Origin of the sequence: Winogradskyella epiphytica (genome assembly GCF_003217215.1) — a bacterium.
Taxonomy (GTDB): Bacteria; Bacteroidota; Bacteroidia; order Flavobacteriales; family Flavobacteriaceae; genus Winogradskyella; species Winogradskyella epiphytica.
This window is the reverse complement of record NZ_QJTD01000004.1, coordinates 23939-38057: the sequence shown is the minus strand read 5'-3', so window position 1 is coordinate 38057 and position 14119 is coordinate 23939. Positions and strand designations below refer to the sequence as shown.

Annotated in this window: 11 protein-coding genes and 2 tRNA genes; 7 read left to right on the top strand and 6 right to left on the bottom strand. The window is 33.8% G+C overall.

Features of this window, described 5'->3' with window-relative positions; all coding sequences use genetic code 11:
* Nucleotides 1-194: 194 nt before the first annotated feature.
* A complete protein-coding gene (gene galE / locus DFQ11_RS10315) occupies nt 195-1214 on the bottom strand; it encodes a UDP-glucose 4-epimerase GalE (protein WP_110475809.1) in 1020 nt (339 codons plus the stop codon).
* Between the two features lie 85 nt (nt 1215-1299).
* A complete protein-coding gene (locus tag DFQ11_RS10310; RefSeq protein ID WP_110475808.1) occupies nt 1300-2445 on the bottom strand; it encodes a DegT/DnrJ/EryC1/StrS family aminotransferase in 1146 nt (381 codons plus the stop codon).
* 125 nt (nt 2446-2570) lie between these two features.
* Here DFQ11_RS10310 and DFQ11_RS10305 point away from each other — a divergent pair, with 125 nt between their 5' ends.
* The 3 genes from DFQ11_RS10305 (at nt 2571) to DFQ11_RS10295 (ending at nt 4684) form a co-directional block, all read left to right on the top strand.
* Nucleotides 2571-3815, top strand: coding sequence for a 3-deoxy-D-manno-octulosonic acid transferase (locus tag DFQ11_RS10305; RefSeq protein WP_189343014.1), 1245 nt, complete (start codon nt 2571-2573; stop codon nt 3813-3815).
* A 157-nt stretch (nt 3816-3972) separates the two neighbouring features.
* On the top strand, nt 3973-4197 hold the full coding sequence (locus DFQ11_RS10300; RefSeq protein ID WP_110475806.1) for a hypothetical protein: 225 nt from the start codon (nt 3973-3975) through the stop codon (nt 4195-4197).
* 61 nt (nt 4198-4258) lie between these two features.
* On the top strand, nt 4259-4684 hold the full coding sequence (locus tag DFQ11_RS10295) for a hypothetical protein (protein WP_110475805.1): 426 nt from the start codon (nt 4259-4261) through the stop codon (nt 4682-4684).
* A gap of 133 nt (nt 4685-4817) precedes the next feature.
* Here the strand turns inward: DFQ11_RS10295 and DFQ11_RS10290 are convergent.
* From DFQ11_RS10290 to mutS, 3 genes are all read right to left on the bottom strand, one after another.
* A tRNA-Leu gene (locus DFQ11_RS10290) sits at nt 4818-4901 on the bottom strand.
* 49 nt (nt 4902-4950) lie between these two features.
* Nucleotides 4951-5022: transfer RNA gene (locus DFQ11_RS10285), tRNA-Gly, on the bottom strand.
* A gap of 94 nt (nt 5023-5116) precedes the next feature.
* Nucleotides 5117-7729, bottom strand: a complete 2613-nt coding sequence (gene mutS / locus DFQ11_RS10280) for a DNA mismatch repair protein MutS (RefSeq protein WP_110475804.1) — start codon at nt 7727-7729, stop codon at nt 5117-5119.
* Between the two features lie 239 nt (nt 7730-7968).
* On the opposite strand from mutS, the gene DFQ11_RS10275 reads away from it, so the two are divergent.
* Both DFQ11_RS10275 and DFQ11_RS10270 read left to right on the top strand, forming a co-directional pair.
* Nucleotides 7969-8505: an RNA methyltransferase gene (locus tag DFQ11_RS10275; protein ID WP_110475803.1), complete on the top strand. Its 537-nt coding sequence runs from the start codon at nt 7969-7971 to the stop codon at nt 8503-8505.
* 206 nt (nt 8506-8711) lie between these two features.
* On the top strand, nt 8712-9356 hold the full coding sequence (locus DFQ11_RS10270) for a class I SAM-dependent methyltransferase (protein WP_229791280.1): 645 nt from the start codon (nt 8712-8714) through the stop codon (nt 9354-9356).
* Nucleotides 9357-9375: 19 nt separating this feature from the next.
* Here the strand turns inward: DFQ11_RS10270 and folK are convergent, their stop codons facing one another.
* Complete coding sequence (folK, locus tag DFQ11_RS10265; RefSeq protein ID WP_110475802.1) at nt 9376-10524, bottom strand: 2-amino-4-hydroxy-6-hydroxymethyldihydropteridine diphosphokinase; 1149 nt, start codon at nt 10522-10524, stop codon at nt 9376-9378.
* A gap of 71 nt (nt 10525-10595) precedes the next feature.
* Between folK and DFQ11_RS10260 the strand changes: the two genes are divergently transcribed.
* Together DFQ11_RS10260 and DFQ11_RS10255 are read left to right on the top strand one after the other, a co-directional pair.
* Nucleotides 10596-11300: a queuosine precursor transporter gene (locus DFQ11_RS10260; RefSeq protein ID WP_110475801.1), complete on the top strand. Its 705-nt coding sequence runs from the start codon at nt 10596-10598 to the stop codon at nt 11298-11300.
* 113 nt (nt 11301-11413) lie between these two features.
* The gene (locus tag DFQ11_RS10255) at nt 11414-14119 is read left to right on the top strand and encodes an AsmA family protein (protein ID WP_110475800.1); all 2706 of its coding nucleotides are present in this window, start codon (nt 11414-11416) and stop codon (nt 14117-14119) included.

Here is a 14119-nt window from a genome sequence, read left to right as displayed (position 1 = left end):
ATCTTTTAACTATTCCTTATAGAATTCCTAATTAAAAGTTTGAAGAAATGAGTTGATTTCTGATCAAAACAAGTTGTTTTCATTAAATTATAAGATATATAATCCTGAAAAAGAAGATTTTATAAAATCTTATTGGTATTAAATTGAATAAAAAATTATCAGAATTTCAATAAACAATTCATCAAAATAAGGACTTACTTATTTCGAATTTTTTGCTCCCATTTCCAAGCTGAAGCCATAGCATCATCTAAGGTTAATTCTGTTTTCCATCCCAAAACGGTATTAGCTTTATTGGTTTCAGCATAAGCGGCTGTAATATCACCTTCTCTTCTATCTACTATTTTATAATTTATCGCAACACCTGAAACACGTTCAAATGCTTGAATCGCTTCCAGAACTGTACTGCCTGTTCCTGTACCTAAATTATAGTATTCGTAATTGGAATCATTGTCTCCATTTAAAAGTCGCTTTAAGGCCACGACATGGGCTTTAGCTAAATCTACCACATGAATATAGTCTCTAATACAAGTCCCATCAGAGGTTGGATAATCTCCTCCAAAAACTGAAAGTTGCTCTCGCATTCCAATAGCTGTTTGTGTGATAAAAGGCACAAGATTTTGCGGAACACCAATTGGCAACTCTCCTATTTCTGCAGAGGGATGCGCGCCAACAGGATTAAAGTAACGCAATGCTATTGCTTTAATATCGCCATTTACTCTACAAGTGTCACTGATTATTTCTTCACCTATTTGCTTCGTATTACCATAAGGAGATTCAGCAGGTTTCACAGGAGCACTTTCTGTAATTGGCAATTCATCAGCCTGTCCATAAACCGTACAAGAAGAACTGAAGATAAAATTCTTTTTATCTAATTTTTTCAATTCCTGAAGAACATAGACCAAAGTGGTAATATTATTTTCATAATACATTAATGGTTCAGCAACACTCTCTCCTACCGCTTTACTTGCAGCAAAATGGATAACACCAACAATATCATTGTGACGCATAAAGAAATCTTGAACATCGGTCTTTACTTTCAAGTCAAGCTCTTCAAAAAGTGGTTTTTTCTTTGTAATTGCAGTAATACCATCTAAAACCTCAATTGAGGAATTCGACAAATTATCTATAATCACTACTTCATAGCCTTCATTTTGTAATTCTACAACCGTATGAGAACCGATAAAACCTAAACCTCCTGTAACTAAAATCTTCATATGTATTTGTTTTTGTGTGCTGACTACTTCACATAGAATATCCGCAATAATAAAAAAATGATATCATTGCGGATGTCTTATATTATTATTTAGATGCTATAAAATCTAAAACTGTGCTTGTAATAAAATCGATTTGATCGTCTTCCAACTCAGTATGCATTGGGAGGGAAATTACAGACTTTACTAATTCGTTTGTCACAGGGAAATCTGCTTCGTTATAACGTGGATCAGTATAAGCCTTCTGTTTGTGCAGTGGAATTGGATAATATACACCACATGGGATATTTTTTGACTGTAAATGCGCTACCAAAGCATCTCTATCCACACCTTTTAAGTTAAGCGTGTATTGATGAAAGACGTGAGAATCATCAGCATCATTAGGATCTAAACCAGTTGGTGTTATAATATTTGGATGATTCTTAAATGCCTCACTATATTTTCTAGCGGCAGCTCTTCTTGCTTTATTATAAGTGTCTAAATGCGGTAGTTTTGCATCTAAAACAGCAGCTTGGATAGAATCTAATCTTGAATTTACACCTACCACATCATGATGATAACGCTCGTACATTCCATGATTTACGATACCTCTAATTTTATGAGCTAGATCATCGTCATTCGTAAATATAGCACCACCATCTCCGTAACAACCTAGGTTCTTTGAAGGAAAGAAAGACGTTGAAGCCACATGACCTATTGCACCTACTTTAGTTTTACTTCCATCTTTATGCTTATAACTTGCACCTATTGCTTGTGCATTATCTTCTATGACATAAAGATTATGTTCTTTAGCCAAGGCCATAATCTCATCCATTTCTGCCGGTAAACCAAATAAATGAACAGGAACTATAGCTTTTGTTTTTGGTGTAATCGCTTTTTTAATGGCGTTTACATCGATATTAAAAGTAACAGGATCTACATCAACTAAAACAGGAGTTAATTGTAAAAGTGCAATAACCTCTACTGTTGCAGCGAATGTAAAATCTGCAGTAATCACCTCATCACCTGGCTTTAAACCCAAGCCCATCATAGCAATCTGCAAGGCATCTGTACCATTCGCACATGGAATGACGTGCTTTACACCTAAATAATTTTCAAGATTTTTCTGAAATTGATGTACAATAGGTCCATTGATATAAGCAGCACTATCCATAACTTCAGTTATCGAAGCATCTACAACATTTTTTATTTTCGCATATTGACTCTGAAGGTCAACCATTTGTATTTTTTTCATCTTAATGCCCATGAAAATGGGAGTCTATTTAATTAAACATTTTGCCTTAGCGAAAATACGAAATTGTAAGCGCTATGGCAATGCAATTAATTGAAAGTAGTGTATTTTAGCATAAATTTTTGTTTTTGAGAGCACTCTATTCTATAGGAATTTACATAGCAGGTTTTATTATAAAGAGCCTCGCTTTATTCAATTCGAAATTGAAAAAAGGCGTTGAAGGCAGAAAAACAACCTTTGCTAAACTTGAAGGCACTATTCAACCTACAGACAAAACATTTTGGTTTCACTGTGCCTCTCTCGGTGAATACGAACAAGGCTTACCAGTTTTTGAAGCGCTAAAAACGAAGCATCCCGATTATAAAGTCGTTCTATCATTTTTTTCACCCTCAGGATATGAAGTTAGAAAAAACGCGACTATCGCCGATGTTGTGGTTTACCTTCCTTTAGATTCTAAGTCCAATGCTAAAAAATTTCTAGATCTAGTAAACCCTGATTATACACTTTTTGTTAAATATGAAATCTGGCCTAATTTTTTACATGAAATTAAAAAACGTGACTTAAAAGCGATTTTAATTTCAGCGGTATTTAGAAAAGACCAAGCCTTTTTTAAATGGTATGGTGCTTATACAAAATCTGCTCTATTCGCTTTCAACCATATTTTTACACAAGACGAAAATTCTAAAACTCTACTTGAGCGCATAAATTACAATAATGTAACTGTTTCTGGCGACACACGATTTGATCGGGTTTCAAACCAATTAAAAGTTGACAATACAGTTTCATTTATTGAAGAATTTAAAGACGACAAATTATGTGTGGTTTTTGGAAGCTCTTGGCCAGAAGATGACAAACTGTACATGGATGACATTAATACTAACAAAAATGCTGATGTAAAATTTGTAATTGCTCCACATAATATAAAACCAAATTATATAGCTTCTCTTAAAACACAATTAAAAGTAAAAACTATTTGCTATTCAGAACTAACTGAACATCAAAATTTAGCCGATTACAAGGTCTTTATTTTAGACACCATTGGCTATTTAAGCAAAGTCTACAGTTATGCAGACATTGCATATGTTGGTGGAGGTGCGGGCTCAACAGGACTTCACAATATTTTAGAACCTGCTGTTTTTAGTGTGCCCATTCTAATTGGAAAAAATTACAACAAATTCCCAGAAGCCAAATCATTAATTACCTTGGGAGGGGTTACTAGTGTTGGAAGCTCATTAGCTTTTGAATCAACCTTAGCCGCTTTAATAACGGACGATAAGCTTCGAAACAAACAAGGATCAATTACTAAATCTTATATTGATTCTAACAGAGGTGCGGTTATTGAGATCATGAATTATTTAGATAACAAGATCTAAATTTTTCAGAAAATATCGCCTTAATATAGTCCAATTCCTTCAATAGAAACGTATATAGCAGAAAGTGGACGATTATAATTTTCAAAAAATTATGTTAAAATTTCATTGAATTGTGTATTTTCGTACACTAATAAACATAAAAACAAAAACTATTAAAATGAAAAAAGTTGTATTAAGTATAGCATTAGTTGCTTTTGTAGGGTTATCATTCACATCTTGTAGAGAAACCGAAAGTAAAACAGAAGAAGCAGTTGAAACTGTTGAAAAAGAAACAGAAGGTGCTTTAGAAAAAATTGGTAAATCTGTAGATAATGCAGTTAACGAAACAAAAGAAGCTGGAAAAGCTGTAGAAGATGCTGTTGACGATATCGACAATAACTAATTTTTACACAATTACATTATTACTTATTCACACAAATTAAATTAACACTAAAACTATTAAAATGAAAAAAGTTGTATTAAGTCTAGCACTAGTTGCTTTTATAGGATTATCCTTTACTTCTTGTAGAGATACAAAGGAAAAATCAGAGGACAAAATTGAAGACGCAATGAATGAAGCAGGTGACGCTTTAGAAGATGCAGGAGATGCTATTGAAGACGCTGTAGAAGATGCGGCTGACGCTTCTGGTGAAGCTTTAGAAGATGCTAAAGATGCGGCAAATGACGCTGCAAATAGTATTGAAGAAGGCGCTAAAGAAATGGCCGATGAGGTTAAAGACGCTACTAACGAAGCTGTTGAAGGTGCTAAAAAAGCAGGAAGTGACGCAGTTGAAAACGTAAAGAAAGCAGGTGCCGACGCTGTAGAATCAGCTAAGAAAGCTGGTAATGACGCTGTGGACAAAGCAGCAGATAAAGTAAAAATTGACTAATTATCTTTAATTATTTAATTAGAAGCCTGATGAAAATCAGGCTTTTTTTTGTGTTAAATTCTTAAAGTCTCTTTCAGAGATTACTTAAATTTTGTCAATAAAAAAAGCCTCTATCTTTCGATAAAGGCTTTAGTACTGAAGACGGGACTTGAACCCGTACGTCCTAATGGACATTGGATTTTAAGTCCAACGTGTCTACCAATTCCACCACTTCAGCATCTTAATTACAAATCTTGTAATCAAATTGGTATATTTTAAAAGAATAGAGCGAAAGACGGGATTTGAACCCGCGACCCTCACCTTGGCAAGGTGATGCTCTACCCCTGAGCTACTTTCGCAGTTTTTAAAGAACTATTTCGCTTTCAAAGCGGTTGCAAATTTATAATATTTATTAGAATTACAAAGCCTTTTTTAAAAATAAATTAAAAAAATTTACGCTTGCTTTTTCTTTACCAGCATTCGCTTGATTTCATTAAGCTTCATTAAGGCCTCAACAGGCGTTAAAGTATCAATGTCTGTGTGCAAAATCTCATCTTTTATCTCAACCAACAAAGGATCATCTAAATTAAAGAAACTTAATTGTAAGTCGTCTTTAAATGTCTTTACCTTATCCGTTAACTCTTCACTCGAATGTGATTTTTCTAATTTAGAAAGAATTTTATTTGCTCGGCTTATCACCTGTTGTGGCATTCCAGCCATTTTAGCTACATGAATACCAAAACTATGCTCTGAGCCACCTTCAACTAATTTTCTAACAAAAAGCACATTATCCTTTAACTCCTTTACGGCAACATTAAAATTCTTAATACGCTCAAATGTTTCGCTCATTTCATTTAGCTCGTGATAGTGCGTCGCAAATAATGTTTTAGGCTTGGCTGGATGCTCATGTAAATACTCACTAATCGCCCAAGCGATAGAAATCCCATCGTAAGTACTGGTGCCTCTTCCTATTTCATCTAATAACACCAAACTGCGATCAGAGATGTTATTAAGAATAGAAGCCGTCTCATTCATTTCTACCATGAATGTCGATTCTCCCATTGAAATATTATCACTTGCTCCAACTCTAGTAAATATTTTATCTACTAAACCTATTCTCGCTTCGCCTGCAGGCACAAAACTTCCTATTTGAGCTAATAGTACAATTAATGCTGTTTGTCTCAAAATAGCCGACTTACCCGACATATTTGGACCGGTAATCATAATAATTTGCTGGGATGCTCTATCTAAAAATAAATCATTAGCAATATATGGTTCACCTATTGGTAATTGTTGTTCTATTACAGGATGACGCCCATCTTTGATTTCCAAATCATAACTGTCGTCAATCTGTGGATACACATATTTATTAGCCTTTGCTAAACTTGCAAAACCACATAAACAATCTAATTGACCTATTAACTGTGCATTTTGCTGTACCGAAACAATAAACTGATGCATCCATGTAACTAGCTCAGCAAACAATTTTTGCTCAATGGTTAAGATACGCTCTTCGGCACCTAAAATTTTCGCTTCATATTCCTTGAGCTCCTCAGTAATATAACGTTCTGCATTTACCAAGGTCTGTTTGCGAATCCATTCTTCTGGAACTTTATCCTTATGTGAGTTTCTTACTTCTATATAATAGCCGAAAACATTATTTGACGCAATCTTTAAAGAGGTTATTCCTGTACGTTCAGTTTCACGCTTCAACATATTATCCAAGTAGGTCTTTCCTGATTGAGACAAGCCTCTTAACTCGTCTAATTCTTCAGAAAAGCCTTCCGCTATTGTATTTCCTTTTAAGACATTTACTGGCGCTTCCTCGTTTAAAGTTTCCTTTATTTTTTCACGTAATAAATCACAGCGATGCAAATTATCTCCTAATACTTTTAAAGCCTCATTGTCACAATTTTCAGCGACGGACTTGATAGGTACAATCGCTTCTAATGAGTTTTTAAGTTGAATGACTTCTCGTGGACTAACTTTAGTCGTTGCAATCTTTGAAATGAGACGTTCAATATCACCAATATGTTTTATTTGCCCTTGAATCTTTTGAAGCACAGTCTCGTTTTCCAACAAATATTTGACAACTTCATGACGTTGTTTTATTTTTTCAGCATGTTTTAAGGGTAAGGCCAACCAACGTTTAAGCATTCTTCCACCCATTGCCGAAATTGTCTTGTCTATAACATTAATCAAGGTCACGGCATTAGCATTGGTAGAATTGTATAATTCTAAATTTCTAATGGTGAATTTATCCATCCACACATAATCATCAGTAGCAATTCTAGAAATCGTAGCGATATGCTCTAACTTATTATGGCGCGTTTCACTCAAATAGTGAAGCGCAACACCCGAAGCGATAATCCCCTCGTATAAATCTTCAATCCCAAATCCTTTTAGTGTCTTAGTATTAAAATGTTTGGTTAAGGTTTCATGAGCATAATCGGCTTGAAACACCCAATCTTCCAAATAAAACGTATGAAAATCTTTGCCAAAAGTTTCAGAAAATAACTTTCTGCTTTTTTTGGAAACTAACACTTCACTAGGACTAAAATTCTGAAGCAGCTTATCAATATATTCGGCATCCCCTTGTGAGGTTAAAAATTCACCTGTAGAAATATCTAAAAACGAAATACCAATTCGTTGTTTTTCAAAATAAACCGCACATAAAAAATTGTTAGACTTAGAGTGAAGGATATCATCATTAAAAGCTACACCTGGTGTTACCAATTCTGTAACTCCACGTTTTACAATAGTCTTCGTTTGCTTAGGATCTTCTAATTGGTCGCAGATAGCAACGCGCTCACCTGCTCTAACTAATTTTGGCAAATAAGTATTTAAAGAATGATGTGGAAAACCTGCTAATTCCGTTTCACTATCACTTCCCGCTCCACGTTTGGTTAAAATGATATCCAGAATTTTTGAGGCCTTAACGGCATCGCTACCAAAGGTTTCGTAAAAATCGCCAACTCGAAACAACAAGAGTGCATCAGGGTATTTAGCCTTGATTGCATTATACTGTTTCATTAATGGTGTCTCTTTTTTTGCTGATTTAGCCAATGGTAATCTGGTTTTAAGTTATATTTTTGCCTTGAAAATTTACAAAATTGTAAGTTTGCTAAATTACTTATATTTTGAGGTTTATAGAAGCCTACAAGCCATAAGTTATTTACAGGTGTTGACAATTCTATTAGTGATTTCGAGCAAAATGCGATGAAGGAAGGTAATCTACTGAAATTTAGAGAATTTTGTAAGGTTGTTAAGTCCTTCGTCTACGCTATGACACAAACAGGTAAATAATGAGAAAACTAAAAAACGAAGAATTAGAGCGATTAGAAGTTGCCGAGTTTAAAGCTGCTGAAAAATCTCCAATTATTATAGTACTAGATAATATTAGAAGTTTAAACAATATTGGTTCGGTTTTTAGAACAAGTGATGCCTTTTTAATTAAAAAAATATATCTCTGTGGAATTACGGCACAACCACCTCATAATGATATTAGAAAAACTGCATTAGGAAGTACAGAAACTGTAGATTGGGAATATGCCGAAAACACATTAGATGTTATCGAAAAATTAAAGTCTGAAAACGTACAAATCTGCGCCATTGAACAAGCCGAAAACGCTACTATGCTCAATGAATTTAAACCGCAACCAAACACAAAATACGCCTTTGTTTTTGGCAACGAAGTGAAAGGTGTCGCTCAAAATGTAGTTAGCAACAGTGATGTGGTGATTGAGATTCCACAATACGGCACAAAACATTCCCTAAATATTTCGGTAAGTTGTGGTGTGGTGATTTGGGATGTTTTTGCTAAACTAAGCTATAGAAAATAAATACTAACAAGTAACTATGTTTTGACATTTCTACAAAGCGAAGTATAAGCTACGAGAAGCCTTTAAGTTCAGCGAATCTAAATCTTATAACTTGCTTAAATTAAATCTATAATTTAGAGATTCCTTAATCCTATCTAATTTCGGAAAGCTAACATAGTGGTTCGACACTGTGAATAACATAAAGGACAAATTGCAATTCAAATTCAATGAAAAAACCTTGGCCAACAAAAGATGCGATGACTCAGATTTACGAATTGAATCTCTGGGGAGGAAAGGAATTTGATTTTTATTCAGGTGAAGGTTCTCATGACTCCAAAATTGTTGCGCCATATTTAGAATCTGTCATTGAATTTTTAAATGCGCATAACAATAGTTTATCTGTATGCGATCTAGGTTGTGGCGATTTTAATATCGGAAGACAACTCCTTAAATATACGAGTCGTTATATAGCTATAGACATTGTAGAAGATCTTATTGAACGAAATAAATCTAAATTTCAAGAAAACCACTTAGAATTTCATTGTTTAGATATAGCAAAAGACGAGCTTCCAGCAGCAGATTGCATCATTATAAGACAAGTGCTTCAACATTTATCAAATGCTGAAATTCACGACATCGTTCAAAAACTGCAATATTATAAATACGTGATTCTTACAGAGCATCTTCCAATCGGAACTTTCGCTCCTAATAAGGATATAATCTCTGGTCAAGGTATTAGATTGAAACAAAATAGTGGTGTAGATTTATTGGAACCACCGTTCAACTTGAAAATTAAAAAAGAGAAAACCCTGATTGATACGGTTTTAGACAACAATAAAGGTCGAATTCACACCTCGCTTTATATGATCTAAATCTTCAGTTTAAAGAAGCTTAATCAATATTCTCTTCACAAGCTTTATCAATCTCTCCCAATACCCACAAATAATCTTCGCGATTCTTTACAAAATCCTTTTCCGAAATATCAATAATGATAACATTCATTTCGGTTTGACTTCTTAAGAAATCGAGATATCCTGCATTAATTTTTTCGAGATAATCATCCTTGATGTCCTTTTCGTAATTACGTCCTCGTTTTTTAATATTAGCTTGAAGTCGCTCCGTATTTTGATAAAGATAAACGTACAAATCTGGCTTTGCTATATCTTTATAAACCTGATAGAATAATTTTCGATACAATCTAAATTCGTCTTCAGGTAAGGTGATTTTTGAGAATATTAACGACTTAAACACATCATAATCACTCACCATAAAGTCCTTAAACAAATCAAATTGTGATAAATCGTCACTGATTTGTTGGTAACGATCGGCCAAAAACGACATCTCTAATGTAAAGGCGTAACGCTCTGGTTCTTTGTAAAATTTTGGCAAGAATGGGTTATCTGCAAAACGCTCTAAGATCAGTTTCGCATTAAACTCGTGGGCAATTTTATTAGCCAAACTTGTTTTTCCTGCTCCGATATTGCCTTCAATGGCGATATAATTATAGTCGGTAAAATCGTAAGCTTTTTGCGGATTCTTTAGCCAAATATTCTTCGGTTCTATTTCTGAATCGTCATTACACTCATTCAATAATACCTCAACCGTTTTGTTCAAAACAGGATGTTCCACATCTTTTGCGATATCATAAAGAGGTTGAAGCACAAATTTTCGCTTATGCAATTCGGCATGAGGAATGATTAACTTTTTCTCTTCGACAATTTCGTCTCCAAAAAACAAAATATCTAAATCAATTTCTCGGGATTCGTAAGATTCAGTAGATTTTTTTGTGCGTCCTAATTCAATTTCAATGTCTTGAAGTTCTTTAAGAACTTTTTTCGGTTTCAATTCGGTATCTACCGCAATACATGCATTATAAAAATCATCACCCTCAAACCCAAAAGCCGGAGTTTCATAAATTTTAGACATTATCCTCACCACACCAATTCGCTCAAAAATAGCATTAACAGCCGATTGTAAATACTCCAACTTATGGCCTTTATTACTTCCTAATGCGATATGGATGGTTTTGCTTGGTTTCATAGAAAGGGCAAAATAACTAAAAGAAATATTAATAGATTATCTTTACAGAAACTATTTATCGACAATTTTTAATGCAATTAAAAGACAAGCTTTTCGCACATCGCATTTATCTCTTACTTGGTGCTCTTTTCATTACATCCTTAGTTGTTTCAAATCTTATTTTTCAAAAATTCTTTTATTGGTATCCGCTGAACATGGAAATTTTAGGATTTAAATTATTTGAAATTTCTGTTGGCATTTTACCTTACCCCATCACCTTTTTAATTACCGATTTAATCAGTGAGATTTATGGTAAAAAACGCGCAAATGACGTTGTGGTCGTTGGAATTTTTGCTTCATTGTTCTCTTTACTCATAGTTTATGTAAGCGCACAGATACCAGCAACGGAATGGTCTTATGTAAATGACGATATGTTTTCTAAAGTTTTTGGGAACACGTCTTTGGCTGTATTCGCAAGTATGATCACTTACCTTTTTGCACAATTTGTGGATATTCAGATATATCACTTTTGGAAACGTGTCACTAAAGGAAAACACTTATGGTTGCGAAATAATTTTTCAACATGGTTTTCTCAATTTATAGATACATTCACTGTGGTGTTCTTACTGTGTACCTTTGGAATTATTGATTGGGAAAACTTTTACGGCCTGCTATTAAGTGGCTTCCTATTCAAATTTTTAATCGCCATAATGGACACTCCATTTTTATACCTTGGTGTTTATTTATTTAGAAAGCGATTTAAACTAAAAGTAAATGAGGAAATAAATTTATTGTAAACGTCAAATGAAACACTAAAATCTTCTTAAACTTAGGCCTTAAAGTAACTTTTATGCTGAATTTTGCGTATATAACTAAGAAGTTGTTTTAAATAAAGCACAAATACACCTTTATGAAAAAGTTTTTAAAAATTATAGGAATTGTTTTACTGGTATTCATTGCGATTCTTGTTGCCATACCATTTGTTTTAGAATCGAAAATAGACACAATTTTTCAAAATTATGCTGACAATAATTTGGATGCCGATTTAACTTTTGACGATGTCAGCCTTAGTCTTATTAGCAGCTTCCCTAAAGCCGAAGTGAGTGTTAAGAATTTAAAAATCACTAATCGCGCACCTTTTAAAGGAGAAAACTTAGCCATTGCTAAGTCTATTTCTTTTGAAATGGCCATCTCCGAATTATTTAAAGGTACCGATGAACCTCTTGAAGTCAATGAAGTCATTGCCGATGAACTGCTACTCGTATTAAAAACTAATAAAACAGGAGCGGTTAACTACGATATTGTAAAAACCAGTGAGCCTAACCCAACTAAACCGGCCGACAGCTCAAGTTCCTTCAGCTTCGATATTGACAATTATAAAATAAACAATAGTGCTTTCACTTATATTGATGAAGGTTCAGATATAAAGTTTTATCTAACTGAAATTAATCATAGTGGTAAAGGAATTTTTTCAGGTGATATTTCGGAATTAGACACAAAAACTGAGGCAAATATCAGCTTAGCGATGGACAGCACAGAATATCTAAGCAATAACAGAATTAAATTAGACGCCTTAATTGATATCGATCTTGATCAGGATAAATATTCTTTCAAAGAAAACAAAGGATATATTAACGAACTTCCTTTAGAATTTGAAGGTTTTGTTCAATTAGTGGAAGCGGGACAACAAATAGATATTAGTTTCAAAAATCCTGAATCATCTTTTAAGGATTTAATGGCTGTAATTCCAAAAGCCTACGCTAAGAATCTTGAACAAGTTGCCACTTCAGGTCAATTTACCATGAATGGTATAATAAAAGGATTGAATTCGGATGACACTATTCCAGGTTTCGATATTAATCTTAATTCAGATAATGCTTCTTTTAAATTCCCAGACCTTCCTAAGAGTGTTAGAAACATAATTATTGATGCTACTGTTAAGAACACCACAGGAAATATTGATGATACATTCGTAGACCTAAATAAATTAAATTTTCAGATTGATGAAGACGTATTTAAATCCGAAATTCATTTAAAAAACTTGACCAAAAACATGTTGGTGGATGCCAACTTAGATGGTGTTTTAAACTTAGCAAATATTACAAAAGCGTATCCTGTTGAATTAGAAAATGAGCTTAAAGGTATTTTGAAAGGAAAGATTCATACCGCTTTTGATATGAATGCTATTGAAACTAATGCCTATCAACGTATCAAAAATGACGGAAGTGTATCCATTAGTGATTTTGTATTTTCTTCTGAAGACCTAATTAATCCACTTCAAATTAATAAGGCCGACTTAACCTTCAAACCAGGCACAGTCAGTCTAAATAGGTTTGATGCCTTAACCGGAAAGAGTGATTTATCGGCAACAGGAACCATTACTAATCTGCTCGGTTTTCTATTGAGTGACAAAAAGTTACAAGGACATTTTAACGTAAACTCCAACACATTCGCTATTTCCGATTTTATGTCTGAAGATGACGCTGAAGCTAAAAGTAACACGTCAAGCACAACTACGACAACTTCTGAATCTCTTAAAATTCCAGCCTTCTTAGATTGTTCTATTACTGCAAATGCTAAAACAGTAATTTATGATAATTTAAATTTGAAGAACGTTAAGGGACGATTAAACATAAAAGATCAAAACGCGAATCTCCAAGATATGACCACCGATATTTTTAATGGTCAATTGGGACTTTCTGGAAATGTATCCACCAAAGATGTGAAGCCAAGCTTCGACATGAAACTGGCCATGCAGAATTTTGATATTTCAGAGTCGTTTGCAGGATTAGAAATGTTAGAAGCCTTAGCACCTATTGCTAAAGTTTTAAAAGGTAAATTGAATTCAACTATTGATGTTAGTGGCTTCTTAGATTCAACTTTTTCACCGGATTTAAGTTCAATATCAGGATACGCATTAGCTTCTATAATCACAGAAAAAATTAATAGTGAAAACAGTCCGCTACTTACTTCCTTAGATAGCAAGTTGGATTTTATCAATTTCGATGATTTTATTTTGAAAGATCTTGTAACCAATTTAAGTTTTAAAGATGGTCAGGTATCCGTTAAACCTTTCACTATAAATTATAAAGATATTCCAATTGAGGTATCTGGAACGCACAGTTTTGCAAATGTCATGAACTATAGTGCCGTATTACAAGTACCTGCTAAATATTTAGGCAGCGAGGTAAATAGACTCATTGGAAAAATCAATGATAATGAAGTCAATAAAATTTCAATTCCGATCACTGCGAATATAGGTGGCACCTTCTCCAGTCCAAATGTAAAAACTGATTTAACTACGGGTATTTCTAATTTAACGCAACAGTTAATTGAGATTGAAAAACAAAAATTAATAGGTCAAGGAAAAGACAAAATCAAGGATTTATTAGGTGGCATTATGAATGGACAACAAAATCCTACCAAAACTGATTCGACGTCTACAACTGACACAACAGTTCCTACTAAACCCGTAGATAGCATTCCTACTAAGCCAGTAGATAGCACTCAATCTACAGAAGACAAAGTTAAAGAGGGTGTGGGGAATATATTGGAAGGAATTTTAGGAGGAAGAAAGAAATCCAATAAAAAAGTTCAGGATTCGACCAAAAATTAA

Excerpts from the sequence above, each read along its gene's own strand:
- galE (WP_110475809.1), bottom strand. The coding sequence starts at position 1,214 with ATGAAGATTTTAGTTACAGGAGGTTTAGGTTTTATCGGTTCTCATACG.
- DFQ11_RS10260 (WP_110475801.1), top strand. The coding sequence starts at position 10,596 with ATGCAATTAAAAGACAAGCTTTTCGCACATCGCATTTATCTCTTACTT.
- DFQ11_RS10275 (WP_110475803.1), top strand. The coding sequence starts at position 7,969 with ATGAGAAAACTAAAAAACGAAGAATTAGAGCGATTAGAAGTTGCCGAG.
- DFQ11_RS10295 (WP_110475805.1), top strand. The coding sequence starts at position 4,259 with ATGAAAAAAGTTGTATTAAGTCTAGCACTAGTTGCTTTTATAGGATTA.
- folK (WP_110475802.1), bottom strand. The coding sequence starts at position 10,524 with ATGAAACCAAGCAAAACCATCCATATCGCATTAGGAAGTAATAAAGGC.
- DFQ11_RS10270 (WP_229791280.1), top strand. The coding sequence starts at position 8,712 with ATGAAAAAACCTTGGCCAACAAAAGATGCGATGACTCAGATTTACGAA.
- DFQ11_RS10300 (WP_110475806.1), top strand. The coding sequence starts at position 3,973 with ATGAAAAAAGTTGTATTAAGTATAGCATTAGTTGCTTTTGTAGGGTTA.
- DFQ11_RS10310 (WP_110475808.1), bottom strand. The coding sequence starts at position 2,445 with ATGAAAAAAATACAAATGGTTGACCTTCAGAGTCAATATGCGAAAATA.
- DFQ11_RS10255 (WP_110475800.1), top strand. The coding sequence starts at position 11,414 with ATGAAAAAGTTTTTAAAAATTATAGGAATTGTTTTACTGGTATTCATT.